General features: G+C 43.5%; 16 protein-coding genes. 8 read left to right on the top strand and 8 right to left on the bottom strand.

Annotated elements, in window-relative coordinates; translation table 11 throughout:
• Positions 1 to 31 precede the first annotated feature (31 nt).
• Together Q7U10_02490 and Q7U10_02485 are read right to left on the bottom strand one after the other, a co-directional pair.
• Positions 32 to 1,516 carry a GAF domain-containing protein gene (locus Q7U10_02490; GenBank protein ID MDO8281488.1) on the bottom strand — a complete coding sequence of 495 codons (1,485 nt, stop codon included), beginning with the start codon at positions 1,514 to 1,516 and terminating at the stop codon, positions 32 to 34.
• 42 nt (positions 1,517 to 1,558) lie between these two features.
• Positions 1,559 to 3,664, bottom strand: coding sequence for a PilZ domain-containing protein (locus tag Q7U10_02485; GenBank protein ID MDO8281487.1), 2,106 nt, complete (start codon positions 3,662 to 3,664; stop codon positions 1,559 to 1,561).
• 301 nt (positions 3,665 to 3,965) lie between these two features.
• On the opposite strand from Q7U10_02485, the gene Q7U10_02480 reads away from it, so the two are divergent.
• The 4 genes from Q7U10_02480 to Q7U10_02465 all read left to right on the top strand — a co-directional run bounded on the left by Q7U10_02480 (position 3,966) and on the right by Q7U10_02465 (position 6,636).
• Entirely contained in the window at positions 3,966 to 4,601 is a 636-nt protein-coding gene (locus tag Q7U10_02480) for a 3'-5' exonuclease (protein ID MDO8281486.1), read from the top strand.
• A gap of 43 nt (positions 4,602 to 4,644) precedes the next feature.
• Positions 4,645 to 5,184: a 16S rRNA (guanine(966)-N(2))-methyltransferase RsmD gene (gene rsmD / locus Q7U10_02475; protein MDO8281485.1), complete on the top strand. Its 540-nt coding sequence runs from the start codon at positions 4,645 to 4,647 to the stop codon at positions 5,182 to 5,184.
• A 24-nt stretch (positions 5,185 to 5,208) separates the two neighbouring features.
• Complete coding sequence (coaD, locus tag Q7U10_02470) at positions 5,209 to 5,700, top strand: pantetheine-phosphate adenylyltransferase (protein MDO8281484.1); 492 nt, start codon at positions 5,209 to 5,211, stop codon at positions 5,698 to 5,700.
• Positions 5,701 to 5,763: 63 nt separating this feature from the next.
• The gene (locus Q7U10_02465) at positions 5,764 to 6,636 is read left to right on the top strand and encodes an EamA family transporter (GenBank protein MDO8281483.1); all 873 of its coding nucleotides are present in this window, start codon (positions 5,764 to 5,766) and stop codon (positions 6,634 to 6,636) included.
• Here Q7U10_02465 and miaA read toward each other — a convergent pair.
• The 4 genes from miaA to Q7U10_02445 are packed head-to-tail and all read right to left on the bottom strand — an operon-like array spanning position 6,623 to position 11,792.
• Entirely contained in the window at positions 6,623 to 7,576 is a 954-nt protein-coding gene (miaA, locus tag Q7U10_02460) for a tRNA (adenosine(37)-N6)-dimethylallyltransferase MiaA (protein ID MDO8281482.1), read from the bottom strand. The two genes, Q7U10_02465 and miaA, sit on opposite strands and share 14 nt — an antisense overlap.
• A gap of 12 nt (positions 7,577 to 7,588) precedes the next feature.
• On the bottom strand, positions 7,589 to 9,313 hold the full coding sequence (gene mutL, locus Q7U10_02455) for a DNA mismatch repair endonuclease MutL (GenBank protein ID MDO8281481.1): 1,725 nt from the start codon (positions 9,311 to 9,313) through the stop codon (positions 7,589 to 7,591).
• Between the two features lie 24 nt (positions 9,314 to 9,337).
• Positions 9,338 to 10,804 (bottom strand): radical SAM protein, encoded by a 1,467-nt coding sequence (locus tag Q7U10_02450; GenBank protein MDO8281480.1) that lies wholly within the window; start codon positions 10,802 to 10,804, stop codon positions 9,338 to 9,340.
• 4 nt (positions 10,805 to 10,808) lie between these two features.
• A complete protein-coding gene (locus Q7U10_02445) occupies positions 10,809 to 11,792 on the bottom strand; it encodes a glycosyltransferase family 2 protein (protein MDO8281479.1) in 984 nt (327 codons plus the stop codon).
• A gap of 142 nt (positions 11,793 to 11,934) precedes the next feature.
• Between Q7U10_02445 and Q7U10_02440 the strand changes: the two genes are divergently transcribed.
• Both Q7U10_02440 and Q7U10_02435 read left to right on the top strand, forming a co-directional pair.
• Positions 11,935 to 12,348 (top strand): DUF2914 domain-containing protein, encoded by a 414-nt coding sequence (locus Q7U10_02440; GenBank protein MDO8281478.1) that lies wholly within the window; start codon positions 11,935 to 11,937, stop codon positions 12,346 to 12,348.
• 197 nt (positions 12,349 to 12,545) lie between these two features.
• On the top strand, positions 12,546 to 12,911 hold the full coding sequence (locus Q7U10_02435) for an SWIB/MDM2 domain-containing protein (GenBank protein MDO8281477.1): 366 nt from the start codon (positions 12,546 to 12,548) through the stop codon (positions 12,909 to 12,911).
• A 74-nt stretch (positions 12,912 to 12,985) separates the two neighbouring features.
• Here the strand turns inward: Q7U10_02435 and Q7U10_02430 are convergent, their stop codons facing one another.
• Positions 12,986 to 14,362, bottom strand: a complete 1,377-nt coding sequence (locus Q7U10_02430) for a TrpB-like pyridoxal phosphate-dependent enzyme (GenBank protein ID MDO8281476.1) — start codon at positions 14,360 to 14,362, stop codon at positions 12,986 to 12,988.
• Between the two features lie 104 nt (positions 14,363 to 14,466).
• A complete protein-coding gene (ftsH, locus tag Q7U10_02425; GenBank protein ID MDO8281475.1) occupies positions 14,467 to 16,374 on the bottom strand; it encodes an ATP-dependent zinc metalloprotease FtsH in 1,908 nt (635 codons plus the stop codon).
• Between the two features lie 204 nt (positions 16,375 to 16,578).
• On the opposite strand from ftsH, the gene ileS reads away from it, so the two are divergent.
• A complete protein-coding gene (gene ileS, locus Q7U10_02420; GenBank protein ID MDO8281474.1) occupies positions 16,579 to 19,377 on the top strand; it encodes an isoleucine--tRNA ligase in 2,799 nt (932 codons plus the stop codon).
• Entirely contained in the window at positions 19,377 to 19,859 is a 483-nt protein-coding gene (gene lspA, locus Q7U10_02415; protein MDO8281473.1) for a signal peptidase II, read from the top strand. The genes ileS and lspA overlap by 1 nt, the downstream gene beginning before the upstream one ends.
• Positions 19,860 to 19,898: the final 39 nt, after the last annotated feature.

The following is a 19,898-nucleotide window of genomic DNA, read 5'->3' as shown; positions in this document are numbered from 1 at the left end:
ATTATTATAACTAAACCTTAACGTTATTTTCTTAGTTCCAGCTTATTTTATTCGCTTCTTTCAAATGGTGATGCCCTTCTTTTGATAGAAGGGCATCACTCATCTCGTGGGCTTCAATATTTGCTGTCAGAATTTGCAATATGGACTTGTGCTGCTGAGTTGTTGCATCTCTAAGCATCGCATTACGCATGCTTATTCCTATTTGAGGAGCAATTCCCATCAGCATATTGATATCGCGTTGAACAAGCGGCCTCTTTGTTTTTATATTGTCAACGGCAAGAATACCCAATGATTCTTTCCCGTAAATTATTGGACAACAGATAAATGACTTCGCTCCCATCTTCTTTGCTAAATCAAGGCCCCTGGGAGAGAGATCGCTTTCTATTTCGTCAATATCATTTACCAGAAAGGTTTTTTGTTTCTTAAAAGAGACTACAAAGATCCCTTTTGAATCAGGGTTATTAAGATGAAAAACGGTTTCACTTAAAAGCTTTAGCTCTTCCCCGGAATATCCGAATCCGGCATGAATGACAAGCTTAGTCTTATATTTGTTTGCCAGAAGGATTATGCCCCTGTCAAAATCAAGGCGTTTCTCCAATATCTCAATAACGCGATTTACAATACTGTCAATGTCTGAAAACTTGCTAAGGGTCGCCCCAATTTCATTGATCATAAGGGCATAATTGTAATTGACTTTGTTTTGTTCCGTCAGTTTCTCGGAGGTATCCTTTAAAGTATTGACCGCTGAATTTAAAGTTTTTATTTCTGTGGTTACAGCATACCAACTTAGCATGATCAAGCTTATTAAAAAAAGGGGAGTCAGGGTTGTTAGGGCAAATAAAGGCGAGATCAAACTGAAACCGAATAAAATGACAGCAAATGCCAATGCCGCATAGTTTCTTATCTTCTTCCAGAAAGCGATCGGTGATTCTTGCCAAGAGACAATATATCTGCATCTCTTTCCTCCTTGGAAGATACATTCCGGATGTTCTATGTTTGGCAATTTATAGTTAAATACCTTAGATATGGCTTCTATATAACCAAGTCTGTTTTCGCATTGAAATGGTTCTTCTTGGACGCCCTGATTAAGAGTGACAACAAATTCAATCTTATTTGGACCTAAATTCTTCGTGTTAAATGTAGATGCTTTTGTGAAGCTTGAAGCAGCCTTGCCTAAACGTGTATAGGCCTTACTTGGCCCGATAAGGCCGAGAACATACTGTTTCATTATGCCTATAACATCAGGAGATGCAGAGTACCTGCCGGCTGCTCTTGCAACTTCCCTGTTTCCAGTAAGTTTCTTCAGTTTTTCATGGAACCTGTTTATCTGTTCCTGAGAAAACCAATGCCCCGGATCCTCGACCTGGTAGGATTCCATTTTTGCATGCCGCAGGAGTTCTTTAATATTTATATAATCATAGTGGCGCCGTATAAATTTTAAATAAGTATCTATGATTTTGCTGTTATATAGCAGTAAGTTTTCTTTTCGTTTCATTTTAGAATCTCGAATTATCAAAATTGTATTGGAAAGTAAAATCAGCTAAGGAATAAAAAAATTTTACTTTATAATACGCAGTAACTTCTCAAGCTGTTTGAAGTAATGATCGAAATGATTAATGCCTAATACAAGCAGGTTATAAGTCTTATCATAAGGAATTGATTTTTCTTCAGCAAAGGAGTGGGGGAAAAGCAGCACCGGCATTTCTTCATGCTCATAGTATGTTGAGAGCCTTGTGAGAGCTATGTTAAGGATATCACAACTGAAGTCTTCCGTATCAAGCGCCAGTACATGAATGCAGTTGGTGAGGTCAGACATATTCAGGCCGATGTCTGAGATATTTACCATGAATATCGCTTTTAGGATATTGTTATTCTTTAATGAGAAGAGGCGTCTTTCCCGCTTAAAGCCCAGCCTCTTGTACTCATTGTCAATGTTTACGGAATCGACCATTGACGGGTCAAGGTCAAGGGCATGGATCATAAGCCCGCCGGAAGTATGTTCATAGAAATTATCTAACTCGTTAAGGTCTTCCGCTGCGGTTTGCCCCAGAACCCAGCCCTCAGGAAGGTCGCCTGCGTCATGGTTTTTTTTGCCATGGAAATAAGCCATCTTGTCTATTGAGCATCTCTTTGGATCATTTAATTCCTTGGCAACTCCGCCGTAAACACGGCTCGGGAATCTGTTCTCAGGCCTGTAATAACAGGCAAGGAAGTGCATATGCGAAGAATACATGCGGTGAAACTCATTAATATAGTGCCCAAGCTGCTCGGCGACAATGAGGCCTGCTTTTTTATGATGCTGGGACATCTTTGCCGCATGGTGGTGGAGTATCCAGGTTTTATCATAATAACGGAACATGGAGACATGTCCGTAAATCTTTCCTTTATCCTGGTAAATAATGTGTTTTGCAATATCGGGATTTTGAGTATAGAGTTTTTCATATGTCTCTTTGAATTTCTTTTTCTGGCTCTGGATAAATGCATATTTTTTGGGATAGACAAAACCGGTCTCAAAGAAGAAATTCCATAATTCATCCAGGTCAACATTTATAGTGCATACATATGAATTACTGTCTTTTATCTGATGCAGGAGAGCTGAAAGCCTAACCTGGTCCTGAGGAGCCATATCCAGTATCGCGAGGCCGCATAATACCGTCCCTTTATCTGTCTTCTTTCGGTAGATGACCTGCGCTTTGCAATTAATAACAAAGCTGTTCATGAATTCAATGCCAAGCTCAGGGAAGATCATTCCCGGCATTAGAACGGAATTATCCTGAGCCTCTTCTACGGAAATGCCGGAGCCGGAGAGGTCAAAGACTTTGAGTATAGTTCTCTTATTTGTAAAAGGATGGGTGAATATAATGTTTGGAGTCGGTGAAAGTTTCTGTCTCAGGCTCCTGAACTCTTTGGCTTTAACCCTTGTGATCTGGCTGCTTTGAGGCTTCAGTATAAATGTCTTGGTCTTTTGACCGGAAGACTGCCTTATTATTTCGCAAGTGCCTGAATAAAGTGTTTCGCCCATGTTTTTCAGGATAATATAAACCTGCAGATCCAGATTGATCCAATGGAAAGACTGGGACTTGTCGGAGGAAAGCTCAACACAAAAGGATATAGCGCTGAAATCAACTAGTGAGCCGCTAAAGATCACACCATTCTGCATGAACTGAACCTGAATGCCTTCGCATGAATTTCTCCTGATCTTCCTGGAGCTTACCTCGTAAGATTTTTCCGGCAGAGTTAACCTTATTCCGGTTTCATCTATAGTTATCAATTGTGCCCTGGTTAGGATAAGCTCCTGTCCGTCAGAGAGCAGAAAGTTAGTGAATTCGTATGAGTTCAGATTCTGACTTTCCAAAGATGAATCTTTCCATAAACAATTCAATGTATTATCTATGCAAGGCTGAGGTGTTGCAGAGAGAGAGAGGGTATTATCGTACTTTTTGTGTCTTAAGTTTATGAGGATGCTGCTGTCCTGGAAATTTATAAAGTTAAGAGCGTTGATAAGGTGTTTTTGACTTACAACCTTCCACCATGTCTCCGGATCACCCTCAAGTTGCTTCTCTAGGTTGGATAGGTGAAACAGCTGAGAGATCTTATGAAGATTATCAGCTTCAGCCCTTAGCTTTAACTGCTTCACATTGTATAATTCTGCCTCTTGTGCCATAACCCTTTGCCTAAGCTGCTTTTAAAAGTTTAGTTCATCAGTTCCGGATATTAAGAACCTGAATTAAATCTATAAGTAAAGTTTATGTTTATATAATTCCTTGTTTGGCAATACCAATATAATATAACGTAAAAAAAAAGTAAAGCACTATTTATAGATATGTTATAAATATCCATAAGTTATGCTTCAGAATATATCGTACCAATTTTGTTTGTAACATATATTAAGCTTACTATTATTGACGATATGACTTGTAAATGGTTAAACTTGTTTAGAATCTTTTCATGTTCTATTAATTCCTATGGACAGACCTTTTGATGAGCATACATTTGTTGTTGTTGATGTTGAGACGACAGGGACTTCGACGTTTGACCGGATATGTGAAATTGGACTTACAAAGATCATTAATGGTGAAATTGTTGATAAGTTAGAGACACTTATCAACCCTTGCGTCAATATAACAAATACCATTTATCACGGCATACAGGACTGGATGGTTAAAGATGCGCCTCTCTTTACCGATGTTGCCGGGAAGATAGCAGGATTCATTAACAATACGGTTTTGATTGCACATAATGCCCCGTTTGATATGAGGTTTCTTCGATATGAACTTCAACATTTAAATACTGACCTCTCTCACAATGCTATCTGCACATTAAAGCTATCAAGACAGCTTCATCCGGATTTTCCTTATCATCGCCTTGATTATCTGCTTGAGAGGTACCGGATCATTAATGAATGCCCTCATCGTGCCGGAACAGATGCTGATTCCGAGGCAAAACTCTTTATTGCAATGAAGAATAAGCTTGAAAATAAGGGACTTGGGACATTGAAGTCCTTAAAGGTCTGGGGACTTCCGTATAATCATGTATGGTGTGAGAATATATATCTAAAAAACCCGGACAATGGCAGTCTATTGACACGAGACGATCTGTAAATTTTATCTTTAATCTATCTCCTATAATTAGTGACATCTCTTTATGAAAGAACGCAACACTGATAAAGGCAAGTCTTTAAGGCCCACCTCCAACAGGGTAAGGGAGGCCCTATTTGATATCATTAGAAGCAGGGTGGAAAATGCATGGTTCCTTGACCTTTATGCAGGCACAGGCGCTGTAGGGCTTGCCGCTATTAAAGAAGGTGCATCAGAGGTTTTTTTTGTTGAGGTGGCCAAGAAGAATATTGTTGAGATCAACAAGGCTATTGAGAAAAAAGAGCTTAGCGGGCAAACAAAGGTTATATCAAGGAAGGTGTCGTCATTTATTGAATGGGCGGAAGAAGAGGGGTTGAGCTTTGACATTATCTTCCTTGACCCCCCTTATCATACAGATGAGATAATCAAGGCTATGTCCTCCATCGGCAAGTCAGGCATTTTAAAAGAGGACGGGATTGTTATTGCTGAACATTTTGTTAAAATGGAGCTGCCTCAGATGTTTGAACGGCTTGAGAAAACAAAAGATTATCATTACGGAGATACAGTCCTGAGTTTTTACAAGATATCTGAAGATGTTAAAGTATAATGGAATCGGCAGAGGAGGCATGTTTTGAAGAAGACCGCCATATATCCTGGAACGTTTGACCCCATTACAAACGGCCACATAGACCTGATCAAAAGGACGTTAAAAATATTTGACAGCGTCATTGTCGCTGTTGCTCCGAGCCGGAAGAAGAAGCCGCTCTTTACGGCTGAAGAGAGGATAGAATTGATCAAGTCATCCATGAAAGGGCTTAAAGGCGCAAGGGTCGAGTCTTTTGACAACCTTCTCGTTGATTACGCGGAGAGCAGAAAAAGCATTGCGCTTGTAAGAGGCTTGAGGGCGGTATCTGATTTTGAGTTTGAGCTGCAGATGGCCCTTATGAACAGACGGCTTAATGCAAATATAGAGACGGTCTTTATGACCCCCAGCGGTGAATATATCTTCCTCTCATCCACCCTTGTAAAGGAGATAGCTTTTTTTGGAGGCTCGCTGAAAGGGCTTGTGCCAAGGGCTGTCGAAAAGGCTTTAAAAGATAAGTTCAGGGGACAGAAGGCGTAAGGCACAAAGAAAAGATCACTGAACTTATATGCCTTTTTCATTCCTTTTATTAAACTAAACAACATGGGCTACTTTAAAATCATAGCGGCTATTCTTATCTGGAGTTCGCTCGGGGTATTTGTAAGAAAAGCCGGGCTGCCTACGCTCAGTACGGTCTTTTATCCGGCAGTGATCGCCCTTGTTATACAGTTCCTGATCCTTTCAGCAAAAGGGCAGATAAAAGGCTCTTTAAAGAATGCCGGCTCAATAAACAATTTATTGATCTTATCCCTTATCCCATTCCTTTTTCTTGCTAATACGCTCCTCTTCTTCTTTGCTTTCAAGCACACGACAATAGCAAACTCAGTGCTCACGCATTATACCGCCCCGATATTTGTCGCGATGCTTGCGCCGCTCTTTCTTAAAGAGAAGATATTCAAGACAACATGGATAGCTATCATGCTTTCGTCTCTGGGTTTATGGGTTATGTTAGGAAGGCCGGATTTTACCGAAATGCTTTCTGTTAACAATGGGAATACCAGAGGGATTATTGCCGGCGCCTTTTCAGGCGTTGCTTACGCATTTATAATTTTGACTGTGAAAGGGATATCTTCGAGGTTTTCATCACTCTTTATCGTTTTTGTGCAGAATTTAGTGGCTGTGTTTGTGCTGATGCCTTTTATAGCGGGTACAGAGATAACTTATCAAGCGCTTCCTTACCTCATAACAATGGGGCTTCTCCATTCAACTATCGCACCGATACTATATGTGGATGGTATCAGGACAGTTAAAGCAAATGAAGCTGCAATATTGGGTTACTTCGAACCGGTCGGTGCGATAATCCTGGCATTTATCTTTCTGCAGGAGGCCCCGGAAGCCATGGCGCTGCTTGGCGGAGGCCTGATAATCTTATCCGGGATTATGATATTGAGGCGGAAAAAAATTAGTGAGATTTAATAACAATCTTTTTAATTGCCTCTATATCACTCAATATTTTTTCAAACATCGTATTTGAATCATATAATCCCGTCAGGTCCACCCAATTTATATCAGGCTCTTTTCGGAACCATGTCATCTGCCTCTTCGCATAATTCCTCGTCCGCTTCTTGATGAGTTCAACCGCTTCTTCAAGCGGCACCTCTCCGGCAATATAGAGGCTCATCTCTTTATAGCCGAGTGCCTGCATAGCTGTCCTGTCCGGCCTCAGAGCAATGAGATTCAGAACCTCTTCCAGCAGGCCGTCCTGCATCATCTTGTTAACCCGCTTATCTATCAGGCTGTAAAGCTCTTTTCTCTCTCTTGTAAGCCCTATCTTAATAAAATCATACGGTTCGGGCTTTGTATGGCTCTTCTGTTTTTCCGATATCTTCTTATCATTAAGCGATACCTCAAGCGCCCTTATGATCCTTCTCACATCATTCGGCTCTATCTTTTTTGCTGCCTCAGGGTCAATCTTTTCAAGGTAAGAGTGAAGATATCCATCTCCTTTGGCATGTTCAGTTTCCAGTAATTCATCCCTCAGTTTCCAGTCTGCGGAAGGCCCCTCAAATAATCCCGCTGTCAGTGTTCTGATATATAACCCTGTCCCGCCGACGATCAGAGGGATCTTATTTTTTTGATGAAGTTCATCGATAAGCTTAACAGCGCTGTCTCTGAAAAGCCCGGCACTGAATGATTTCCCGGGAGAAAGAATATCTATAAGGTGATGTTTCACCTCTCTCAGCTCATCCGGGGAAGGCTTTGCCGTGCCGATATCCATATGCCGATAGATCTGCATCGAATCAGCGCTGATGATCTCTGTCTTCAGCGCCTTTGCGAGAAGGATTGATACGCCTGTCTTGCCGACGGAAGTCGGGCCGAGGAGAATGATGACGGGTTTATTATCTGGAGAGGTCATTAGTAAGTATATTTACTTCCGCTTGAACATCTTCTGGAGATCATCCAAGGATAAATATATCTTTGTAGGCCTTCCGTGCGGGCATTTGCCGGGCTCTTTGCATTTCTGGAGGTCATCCATCATTCTTGCTATCTCTTCATTGCCTATCGGCTCACTTCCCCTCACTGATGTATGGCATGCCAGCCTGGCTGCTATCTTATCAAGCATGGATGCTTTATCTATATCCCCTTTTATGCCGGATGTCTCTTCTTCAAGTATGTTGGATGCGATATCAAGGAGCAGGGACTTTATGTCAGCCTTTTTCAGCTCTTTAGGCATTGATTTTACTATCACGTTATTACCGCCGAAATCCTCTACTTCAAGTCCGAGTTCCTTAAGAAAGCCTTTATGTTTTGTAATTATGCTGAACTCTTTGACCGGGAGTTCCACCCTGAGAGGCAGGAAGAGCGATTCAGCTTCAACTGCGGCCTTATTCAGGAACTTCTCATACAGTATCCTCTCATGCGCAGCATGCTGGTCAATAATAAGCAGGCCGTCGTTTGTGCCATGTGCTATAAAAGACTCGCCTATATGAAAGTATGCCGGAACATCGGAGGTGATGCCGGACGCGAAGAAGTCGGTCTGGGACTCTCTGACAAGGCCGGCAAGGGATTCGCGGAACCCGGCGCTGTCCCGGCCGTAACTGAAATTCTGATCCTTCTTTTCTCCGGTGGCTTCAGGAGATGAGGCATAGACAGAGCCTGAAGAGCTTTCAGGATTCAGAGCCTCATAAATTGCAGCACTGACAATCTTATGTATCTCATCAGGCTTTTCAAACCTCACCTCGCGTTTTGCAGGGTGGACATTAACATCAACCTTTTTCGTATCGACATCAAGAAATATAAAGTATGCCGGGTGCCTGCCACTTGGAATGCTGTGGCTGTACGCATTATAGAGAGCATGATTTACAGTAAGGTTCTTCACCGGTCTGTTGTTCACAAATATCGCCTGGTGGCTCCTTGTTGCCCTTGTGAAGTTCTCTCCTGATGTAAATCCATAGACTTTCATGCCTGAACCTTCTTTTTTTATTTCGATAAACTCTTCTGCCAGCTCTTCACCGTAAAGCTGGCCAAACCTCTCCCTGAGGTCAGCTGCCACATGAACGTTCAATATCTCACCGTTGTTATGAGAGAGTGAAAAGGATATCCCAGGATAGGCGAACGCCTTCTGTACCACGGCCTCGATTATATGTGAAAGTTCAGTAGGCGTGCTCTTGAGGAACTTCCTTCTTGCAGGGGTGTTGTAGAATATATCCCGAATCTCAATGGTTGTGCCTTTTAAAGGCGGTGCATCTGCTAGCTCCATCTCGCGCCTTGTCCCGATCTCAACCTTTGTACCGATTACTGCATCTTGAGATGAAGTTGTCAGAGTGACCTTTGAGACAGAGGCTATCGACGAAAGCGCCTCTCCTCTGAACCCGAGAGTGGAGATATTGAAGAGATCGTCTTCAGATGATATCTTGCTTGTAGCATGCCTTTGAAAACATAATGACACATCTTCTCTGTCCATGCCGCAGCCGTTATCAGATACCTTCATCAGCTTCTTCCCGCCGTGCAGCACTTCGACATCTATCTTTGTAGCTCCGGCATCAATTGAATTATCCAGCAATTCTCTTACAACAGATGCCGGACGCTCTATAACTTCGCCCGCGGCTATCTTGTTAATGAGGCTGTCAGGAAGAAGGGCGATTTTAGGCATAACGTTAATTCATCAAAGGCGATCCTAACCTTTGATCATCTTCTCAAGAATAATAAAGAACCTGCCGAGGCGTTTGTAAGTCAGATACATATAGATCTCAACAAAGAATTTGTAATTGCGATGCTTCCATCTCCAGAGTGAGAGCTTGTGTAATGGGCCAAAGACCAACCTGCTCCAGAAATTTCTAAGGAACCTGTCATATCGGAATGCGAGGAAAGAGTTTATATAAATGGCATGCAGCAACCTTGGATTTTTTATCCATGGGTTTCTGACCTCATCATTTGTAAAGTTCTTCCATCCCTCAAGATGCGTCGGGGCTTTAAATCCTAACTGCAGCGCCTCTTCATACATCAAAGTCCCTGGAAGTGGCACATACGGTTGTATAGGCACCTCTGCTCCCGGATGCCTCCTGCGTATCTCATCTGCAAAGTCGAGGGTTCTGTTCATCTGCTCCTCTGTCTCGCCCGGCAGGCCTATCATAAGTGAGTAGAGAGTCGGGATATCGCCTTGTGAGATGACCTTGATGCCTTCATCTATCATGCGCCTGTTCTGCCCCTTTCTGATGAACTTAAGCACATCATCATCAGGCGATTCAACGCCGAAGAAGAGGTAGACACAGCCGCCTTTCTTAAACTTCTCCAGAAGTTCGGGCGTGAAGGTATTTATCCTCACATTGGCTATCCACTTGAAATCGAGTTCTCCGAGCAGATCGACGATATTGGCCATTACGTCTTTCCTTCCGGCAAGGAAGGTATCGTCATAAAAGGTCATCTTGCGGACGCCGAGCTCTTTCAGCTTGAGAAGCTCCAGCCTGATCTTCTCCACGCTCTTTACCCGGCATACATTTTTATGGAAATAGACGTTATAGCAGAAGCCGCACTTATGCGGGCATCCTCTTGAGGATTCATAGCCTATATTCTCAAGTGTGTCTCCAGACCTTCTTAAATACTCAAGCAGTATCTCCTTGCCTTTGCCTTCATAAGGAAACGGCAGGCCCTCTATGTCAAGGAAGTCGCGGTCTTTGTTTAACGTTATCTTCTTACCCGCCTTCCACCCGAGACCGTCTATGCCGCTAAAGTCTGTCTTGCCTTTCTGAAGCGCTGTTACAAGCTCAAGAAGCGTCTGTTCACCCTCACCCTTTACAACAAAGTCAACCATATCAGACTCAAGCGTCTGCTCAGCCATCATCGACGGGTGCGTTCCGCCCCAGACAAGCAGGGTGTCAGGGCTGATCTTTCTGGCAAGCTTCGCAAGCCTGATGGTATTCTTTATCTGGAAGCAGGTCATGGTGGAAAGTCCTATCATAAGCGGCTTCCTGCTCACCAATTCCTTGAACCGCTCCATCTTATGTATCCTCTCGTCAAAATACTCGACATCAATGCCGTGCTCTTCAAGATATGCGCCGAGAGAGAGGATCGCAAGCGGGGTCCATGCGTGATAAGGGAACGGGCTTGCGTTTGCGTATGAGAGTACGACCAAATTCTTTTCCATAGTTTTACTTGGCTGCTGCCAGTCCTTTTTTTGAGAATGGATAACTCACTACCCCATAGGCAGCGGCTATCATGATATCAATTCCAAGAATGTAGTTCAGGCAGAGCGCCCTGGCCGCGAAAAAGAGCCCGGCCTCTTTGCGCATGAAGTTCCACCATTTTAGATTAGCAAAAAAGAAGATAATTAAAAGGAAGATAACGGCATTCTTCAAAACAGGCGCAGCAGGCATAAGCAATAAAAGCATGAAGCTGATAAATGCGCATATAGCAGCAATGCCATTGCTTGGCGCGGTAGGGCCGGCGTTATCCAGCTTCTTCTCTTTAAAGAAGAGGTGAACCCACATGACGGTCCGCTTAAAGTAGTTCCGCATCGCCTGTTTGAAGTTCGCGAACTGGTGCCTTACAAGCATCTTCTCGTTAAGCATTATCGGGTCAGTCCTGTTCACCCTTCGTGCAAGCTCAAAATCTTCGACATCAGCCCCTTTGTATGACTCATTATAGCCGCCTATCTCAAGGAAGAAGTCTTTCTTCATAGCCCCACACCTCGGAGCAAAAACGCTTACCTCTCCACCTTTCGTTCCTATGAGATGTATATACTCGAACATTGCCATGTAATGCGGCACAAAACCATCATTCAATGACTTCGTATCGCATATGCCTATCACGCACTTTGCAGAAGGGTTCTTTTGGAAATACTCTTGAACCGCCATGACAGTGCCGTCCAGAACCACTACGTCAGAATCAAGGAAGAATATGATATCTCCCTTAGCATCCCTTACGCCTTTATTCCTTGCTTTGGCAGGGCCGCCGTTCCTCTCCATCTCTATCAGCCTGACCGGATACTGCTTCACAAGCTCAACAGTATTGTCAGTAGAGCAGTCGTCTATTATTATCACTTCCATATCATCGACAGCTTGTTTGAATATGGAGCCCAGAAGATTTGGGATGAACCTTGAAGCGTTATATGTTGGAATAACTATGGAGATCATTTTTCCAAGTATAAAAATAATGGGGTTATAAAATCAAATATACCATGCAATTGCATATGTCATATACTATGCAGTATCATTTACCATTACATAGTATATTTTTATTATTTAACCCTGTGAAACAGCAAAGGAAAAGAAGAGGGTGAAGAAACACAATAACATAAATTGGATAATAGCAGTTACAGCTGTTTTGCTTTTAATTACGGCCCCTATCGCTTACTCAGAGCACACTCACAATCTGGAGGTCTCCCGCCTCTTCATCTCGGAGAGCATGCTTGGCAGAGAGCCTGTCGGAGCTACAAAGGTCTTCTCATACGACCTGGAAAAGGTCTACTGTTTTCTTGAGGCGAGAGATATTACCAGAGATACAGTTATCACCTTTGCCTGGTATTACGGTGAAAAAGAGGTCTTAAATATTTCGCTCCCTGTGAGGAAAGGGGCAAGATGGCGGACATACTCCAGCAAGAAACTGGCAGGTCTCAAAGGGGACTGGATGGTTGTGATCAGGGACAGCAATAAGACTGTTCTTGGGAAGGTAAAGTTCATAGTAGAATGATCCCGCGTATTTTCCAGAGTCACATTCGAGACCATTTTAAAATCAGCAGTTCTTTTCTTAGAGAAATTTACTTTTTTCATATTGCGATAATTGCGTATTTTTCATTGACAAGAGTTTAAAACTTTTGTATGATTTTTGTAACTATATTCAGAGTTCAACGGCATTAGTAAATGCCGCAAAATTTAAGGAGGGTTCGCATGGCAAAAAAGAAGACTGCTAAGAAGAAGGTTGCCAAGAAGAAAACCGCTGCAAAGAAGGTCGCCAAAAAGAAAACTGCCAAGAAGAAAGTTGTTAAGAAAAAAACTGCCAAGAGGAAACCAAATGCTGCATTCATGAAGCCAATGAATATCAGCGATGATCTCGCCGCAGTAGTAGGCAGCAAGCCTATCCCCAGGACAGAAGTCACAAAGAAGCTCTGGGAATACATCAAGAAGAACAAGCTTCAGGACAGCAAGAACAAGAGGAACATCAATGCTGATGCCGCTCTCAAGAAGGTATTCAAGGGCAAAGCACAGGTCTCTATGTTCGAGATGACCAAACTGGTCAGCAATCACCTGAGCTAAATATTAAATTGTTCACACGCAAAGAGGCGGGCAGCCAATGCCCGCCTCTTTTGTTTCCTTAATTAAAAATATATTTACCTGCTCTTTAGATGTTGGGGTTTCGGATAGTCCTTAAATATCTTTTCAGCTTCTTTCATCTCCTGATCAGAAAGTTCAAAGTCAGTCAGATTATTTGAAAAGTATCTCTCATAAGCATTGAGGTCGAGCATGCCGTGGCCGCTGAAGTTCGCAAGTATGACCTTCTCTTTACCTTCTTCTTTCGCCTTCTTCGCTTCAGCCACAACCTGGGCTAACGCATGGTTCGTCTCAGGAGCAGGGACGATGCCTTCGGTCCTTGCCCATAGAATGCCTGCTTGAAATGCTTCAGATTGTTTAACCGATTTAGCCTCGATCAAGCCCTCATCAACAAGCTGGCATACAGTAGGAGCCATGCCGTGATATCTCAGGCCTCCTGCATGGATTGGAGGCGGAATAAAGGCGTGGCCAAGGCTGTGCATGGCAAGAAGCGGTGTGTAGCCGGCAACATCGCCGTGGTCATAAACAAACGGCCCCTTGGTCAGGGTAGGACAGGCTGCTGGTTCAACAGGGTATATTTCTACATTTTTTCCATTTATCTTGTCCTGTACAAACGGGAATGCAAGCCCTGCAAAGTTGCTGCCTCCTCCGGCGCACCCGATAACTATGTCAGGATAATCTCCGACCTTCTCCAACTGCTTCTTTGCCTCTAAACCTATTATAGTCTGGTGCAGGATGACATGATTCAAAACACTTCCGAGAGCGTAGCGTGTCTCGCCGGTCGGGTCGCTTACAGCAGCCTCAACCGCTTCACTTATCGCAATGCCAAGGCTTCCAGGGGTATCAGGGTATTTCTCAAGCACCTGGCGTCCTGCGTTTGTAAGATTGCTTGGGCTTGGTATGCATTCAGCACCCCATGCCTGCATCAAGGTCTTGCGGTGCGGTTTCTGGTCAAAGCTTATCCTCACCATAAAGACCTTGCACTCCAGCCCGAACTGGCTTGTAGCGAATGCGAGCGCGCTTCCCCACTGGCCCGCACCGGTCTCTGTAACGAGTTTCTTTATGCCGAACGCTTTATTGTAATATGCCTGAGCTACCGCAGTATTGGGCTTATGGCTGCCTGCAGGGCTCACGCTCTCATTCTTTAAATAGATCTTCGCAGGCGTACCCAGCGCCTTCTCAAGGTTGTAAGCCCTTATTAAAGGGGTCGCGCGCCACATTGAATAGATGTCTAAAACCTCTGTAGGAATATCTATCCACCTTTGTGTGCTTACCTCCTGCTCTATCAGGTTCATGGGAAATACCGGGGCAAGAGAATCAGGCCCTACAGGCTTTCCGTCCGGGCCTATCGGCGGGTTCAGTTTGATATCTGCCAGGATGTTGTACCACTGCTTCGGCATCTCTTCATAAGTGAGGGTGATGTTTCTCCGTTTCATTTTTTCTCCTTTATTAGAAGTTTATTGGCAAAAGTGGGATAAAAAATCTTATAGGCACACAGATAAATTGTCAATAGAACTTAGTTCAAGAGACAAAGAAGGGATTATGCCGTAGCTTCAGGGGCGGCGCTTATATCGCCTTGAGGTATGATATTTGGAGTATTATCTTGACTCTTGTTAGTATCCAGGTCTTCCGGTTTCTTCGGTTTGATTACTATCTCTTGCGGTTTCATCTCTCTGCCGGCTACTATATCATCAACATCAGATGCGTCAAGGGTCTCTCTCTCCAGCAGGGCATTTGCCAGGCGGATGAGGGTCGTCTTGTTCTCTGTGAGAAGTGCTTTTGAATGTCTGTATCTTTCTAAGATTATGCTCTTTACCTCTGCATCAATATCTTCAGCAGTCTTTTCTGAGTAGTCTTTATGCTGGGCTATCTCTCTGCCGAGGAATATCTGTTCTTCCTTCTTTCCGAATGTCAGCGGCCCGAGATTTTCGCTCATGCCCCACTCGCATACCATCTTTCTTGCAAGCTCTGTAGCCCTCTCAAGGTCATTGCCTGCGCCTGTGGTCAAATGTCCCAGAGCAATTTCCTCAGCTGCTCTGCCGCCCATAAGTACGGCGAGGATATTTAAAATATGCTCTCTTGAGTAGGTATATCTGTCGTCAATCGGGAGCTGCTGGGTGATGCCCAGCGCCATTCCCCTTGGTATTATGCTAACCTTATGGATCGGGTCTGCTTCAGGAGTAAGTTTTGCGATAAGCGCATGGCCTGCTTCATGATGGGCTGTATTCAGCTTCTCTTTGTCGGATATGATCATGCTCTTTCTCTCTTTGCCCATCATGATCTTATCTTTCGCATTCTCGAAATCTATCATCTCTACCTTGGACTTGTTCTGTCTTGCGGCAAGCAGTGCAGCCTCGTTCATGAGATTGGCAAGGTCAGCTCCGGAGAACCCCGGTGTGCCTCTTGCAATCACCTCAAGATCTACATTCTCGTCAATAGGGATGTTTTTTGAATGGACAGTGATTATCGCATGCCTTCCTTTTACATCAGGATGCGGAACAATGACCTGCCTGTCAAACCTTCCCGGCCTTAATAGTGCAGGGTCAAGCACATCAGGCCTGTTCGTGGCTGCAATAACGATAATGCCTTCGTTAGGGTTAAAGCCGTCAAGCTCCACAAGGAGCTGGTTAAGCGTCTGCTCGCGTTCATCATGTCCGCCTCCAAGGCCTGCGCCTCTATGACGGCCTACGGCATCTATCTCATCAATAAATATGATGCATGGAGCATTCTTTTTAGCCTGATCAAAGAGGTCTCTTACCCTTGAGGCTCCGACTCCGACGAACATCTCGACAAAATCAGAACCGCTGATAGAGAAGAACGGCACGCCTGCTTCGCCGGCAATCGCCTTTGCAAGGAGCGTCTTTCCTGTGCCGGGAGCGCCGACAAGCATGATGCCCTTTGGGATCTTGCCGCCGAGCTTCTGGAATTTCTGAGGATCTTTTAGGAAATCAATTATCTCCTGAACCTCTTCTTTAGCCTCTTCAACTCCTGCTACATCTTTGAAGGTGATCTTCATGCCCTTTTCAGAGACAAGCTTTGCCCTGCTCTTGCCAAATGACAAAGCCTTGTTGCCGCCGGTCTGCATCTGTTTCATAAAAAAGACCCAGAGAACAACGAGCAGAATGATAGGGCCGAAATTAAAGAGGACATTAATATACCAAGGAGTTGATTCTGGTTTAGCCGTTATGCTGACCTTCTTATCGCGAAGTTCTTTTACAAGGTCAGGGTAATCAGCAGCATATGTCTTAAAGGTCGCACCGCCTTTTAATGTGCCGGTGATAAGGTTTTCGGGCTTAGCGATAACCACCTTCTCCACCTTATCCTGCTCAAGTTGAAGCAGAAATTCAGAAAAGGGCATCGCTTCTTCGGTCTTGGATGTATCCAGTATATTAAACATCAGAATCATCATAAGGCCGAACATAACCCATATCAATATTTTCTTATTCATCATATATAAATAATCTCCAGCATATAATTTAACATATTTATATCATGCGGTGCTATTTATACAGAAACAGCTGCAGTCTTAACATGCAATTACTACATTGCAAAAATAGCTGATACAGTGAGCCGGTTTTCTTGACACACGATACTCAAAGATGTAAACTTTTTATCTTATTATTTCATAGGCACAGGAGATACAGAAAAAATTATGGCATCTGATTATAAAGATACGTTAAACCTTCCTAAAACAGACTTTCCCATGAAGGCCAACCTGACAAAAAAGGAGCAGGAGCTTCTCGATTTTTGGAAGGAGAATGATATATACGGCAGTATCCAGAAAAAAAACAGGGACAATGAAAAAAGATATATCCTGCATGACGGCCCGCCGTATGCTAACGGGCATATACATCTTGGCCACACCCTGAATAAGGTACTTAAAGACATCATCATTAAATATAAGACCATGAAAGGCCATTACGCACCGTTCATTCCGGGATGGGACTGCCACGGACTGCCGATAGAGCATCAGGTCGATAAAAAACTCGGTTCAAAAAAAGAGACCACCCCTATACTTGAGAAGAGGCAGCTCTGCAGGGAATATGCGCAAGGTTTTGTTGACATACAGAGAGAAGAGTTCAAGAGGCTTGGCATCTTTGGCGACTGGGATAATCCATACATCACAATGTCGTATCACTATGAGGCATCCATTGTCAGGGAGCTTGGCAGGTTCATTGAGAAAGGTAATGTTTATAAAGGGAAAAAGCCTGTTCACTGGTGCCCGAACTGCGTCACCGCACTTGCTGAAGCTGAGGTAGAATATGCGGATAAAACATCGCCTTCCATCTACGTAAAATTCAAAGTCAAAGACCCGCAGGGGAAGCTCACACTTGACGCTGCCAAAGGGACTTTCTTTGTTATATGGACAACAACACCATGGACGATTCCTGCAAACATGGCTCTTTCATTACACCCGGAATTCATATACCGCAATGTTAATACGCCTGCCGGAGAACTTATTATTGCACAGGATCTGGTTAAAGCCTGCATGGAAAAGATAGGTTATGCAGAGGGTGAATATACAGTTTCTGACGGCGCATGGACAGGTTCTGAGCTCGAAGACATAGTATGCAGTCACCCATGGATAGATCGCGAAGTTAAGACGATTCTTGGTGAGCATGTAACATTGGAACAGGGAACAGGTGTAGTACACACTGCTCCGGGGCATGGCGAAGAGGATTATGAAGTTGGACTTAAGTACGGACTTGATGTTTACGCCCCTGTCAATCAGAAGGGAATCTTTACAGAAGAAGAGAAAGATTTTCAGGGCCAGTTTGTATTTAAGGCAAATGAAGGGATAATCAGCAGACTTAGAGAAGAAGGTGCACTTCTCGGTGAGCCTGAAGACATAACACATTCTTATCCGCACTGCTGGAGATGCAAGAAACCAGTTATATTCAGGGCAACAGAGCAGTGGTTCATATCTATGGAGAAGAACGATCTCAGAAAAGCTGCCATTGATGAGATTAAAAAGACCGAGTGGATTCCGAAATGGGGCATGGACAGGATACATGGGATGGTTGAGAACAGGCCGGACTGGTGCATATCAAGGCAGCGGTCCTGGGGCGTGCCGATCACAATATTCCAGTGTAAAAAATGCAAGGCGTTTATAACAGATAAATCTGTAATAGATAATATCGTCAATGAAGTGGAAAAAGCAGGCGCTGATGTGTGGTTTGAAAAGCCTGAAAAGGATTTAATTCCAAAGGGTTACAAGTGTGAAAAATGCGAGTCTGACGATTTTGAGAAGGAGAAGGATATCCTTGATGTCTGGTTTGATTCAGGGGTTAGCCATGCCGCTGTGATGGAGTGGGATCCGAGGCTTTCGAGTCCGGCAGATCTTTATCTTGAAGGCAGCGACCAGCACAGGGGATGGTTCCAGGCCTCTCTCCTCGCTTCAGTCGGCACGAGAGGCAGGGCGCCGTATAAGGCTGTGCTGACCCATGGCTTTGTTGTTGACGGGAAAGGGAAGAAGATGTCAAAGTCTCTCGGGAATGTCATATCACCTCAAGACCTGACAAACAAACATGGGGCAGAAATACTCAGGCTATGGAGCTCTTCTGCTGAATACAGAGATGACATCAGGATATCTAATGAGATTGTTGACAGACTTGTAGAGGCATACAGAAAGATCAGGAACACGAATAGGTTCCTCCTCGGGAATCTTTATGATTTTGACACATCAATTGTCTTTACCAAAGAGGAACTTCCTGAGATGGACAGGCTCGCAATGAGCATGCTTCAGAACCTGATCGAAAAAGTCAGTAATTCTTACGAGACTTATTCGTTCCACGAGATCTATCATTCTATATACAGCTTCTGCGTGATTGACATGAGCAATTTCTACTTTGATGTGTTGAAAGACAGGCTTTACACATTTCATGCAGACTCCAAAGAGAGGAGAGCTTCGCAATTTGTTTTATATAACATCTTGATTTCATTGACAAAATTACTTGCGCCTATACTTTCATTCACAGCAGAAGAGATCTGGAATTGTATCCCCGGGGAAAAAGAAAAGAGTGTATTTCTGAGCGATTTCCCGGAGGTTAATAAAGATTATATTGACATGGATCTCGAAAAGAGGTGGGAAGTCATACTTAATATCAGAGATGAAGTTAACAAGGCCCTTGAGATAAAACGCCAGGAAAAGTTCATCGGCAATGCCTTGGAGGCCAAGGTCATTCTTTATGTAAATGAAAAAACCAGTCAACTCCTTGAAAAACATAATAAATACCTACATGAACTCTTTATCGTCTCTTCTGTGGAAGTCTTTGTTGGCAAAGAAGCTCCGGATGAAGCCCATAAGAGTGCAACAATCGATGGACTGGCAGTTATTATTGGAAAAGCTGACGGAGATAAATGCGAAAGATGCTGGAACTGGAGCATCTCTGTAGGTAAAAATTCTGAACATCCTGCGATATGTGATAAATGCCGTAACGCATTGAAATAATGAAGAAAACACCATTTATTATTACAATAGCTGCTATTGTTGCCATACTTGATTTCATTACAAAAAAGATGATAGTTGCAACTATCAATCCAAGTAATGCAATTGATATCCTTCCCTTTCTCCGAATTGTTTTGGTGAAAAACACTGGTGCTGCATTTGGCCTTTTTGCATCTCTGGGTAATGCCTTCTTTTTAATAATCACTATAATTGCTATTATCTTTATTATTGTTTACTTAATCAAAATTCCCAAGGGCCTTGAACTCGTTGCAATTTCATTGATTCTTGGTGGTGCTATAGGCAACTTCATTGACAGGGCTACAATAGGTGAAGTAGTTGATTTCATTGACTTTTATGTCGGAACTTGGCACTGGCCGGCATTTAATGTGGCTGATTCTGCCCTGACTATCGGCATAACGCTCTTTATATGGGCAAATATCATTGGTGGTAATAAAAATATTGATGCATCAAGTAACAAGATATGAATAAAAGTTATAATAGCTATCATGCACGAGTCACAACTT

This window comes from Thermodesulfovibrionia bacterium, from assembly GCA_030646035.1.
Classification (GTDB): Bacteria; Nitrospirota; Thermodesulfovibrionia; order UBA6902; family UBA6902; genus JACQZG01.
Note: the sequence above shows the minus strand (reverse complement) of the source record. Positions and strands in the feature narration are given on the sequence as shown.

Coding starts and splice junctions, on each gene's coding strand:
- ftsH (MDO8281475.1), bottom strand. CDS start 16,374: ATGAATAAGAAAATATTGATATGGGTTATGTTCGGCCTTATGATGATT.
- Q7U10_02485 (MDO8281487.1), bottom strand. CDS start 3,664: ATGGCACAAGAGGCAGAATTATACAATGTGAAGCAGTTAAAGCTAAGG.
- miaA (MDO8281482.1), bottom strand. CDS start 7,576: ATGACCTCTCCAGATAATAAACCCGTCATCATTCTCCTCGGCCCGACT.
- mutL (MDO8281481.1), bottom strand. CDS start 9,313: ATGCCTAAAATCGCCCTTCTTCCTGACAGCCTCATTAACAAGATAGCC.
- Q7U10_02465 (MDO8281483.1), top strand. CDS start 5,764: ATGGGCTACTTTAAAATCATAGCGGCTATTCTTATCTGGAGTTCGCTC.
- Q7U10_02480 (MDO8281486.1), top strand. CDS start 3,966: ATGGACAGACCTTTTGATGAGCATACATTTGTTGTTGTTGATGTTGAG.
- Q7U10_02445 (MDO8281479.1), bottom strand. CDS start 11,792: ATGATCTCCATAGTTATTCCAACATATAACGCTTCAAGGTTCATCCCA.
- Q7U10_02430 (MDO8281476.1), bottom strand. CDS start 14,362: ATGAAACGGAGAAACATCACCCTCACTTATGAAGAGATGCCGAAGCAG.
- ileS (MDO8281474.1), top strand. CDS start 16,579: ATGGCATCTGATTATAAAGATACGTTAAACCTTCCTAAAACAGACTTT.
- rsmD (MDO8281485.1), top strand. CDS start 4,645: ATGAAAGAACGCAACACTGATAAAGGCAAGTCTTTAAGGCCCACCTCC.
- Q7U10_02435 (MDO8281477.1), top strand. CDS start 12,546: ATGGCAAAAAAGAAGACTGCTAAGAAGAAGGTTGCCAAGAAGAAAACC.
- Q7U10_02450 (MDO8281480.1), bottom strand. CDS start 10,804: ATGGAAAAGAATTTGGTCGTACTCTCATACGCAAACGCAAGCCCGTTC.
- lspA (MDO8281473.1), top strand. CDS start 19,377: ATGAAGAAAACACCATTTATTATTACAATAGCTGCTATTGTTGCCATA.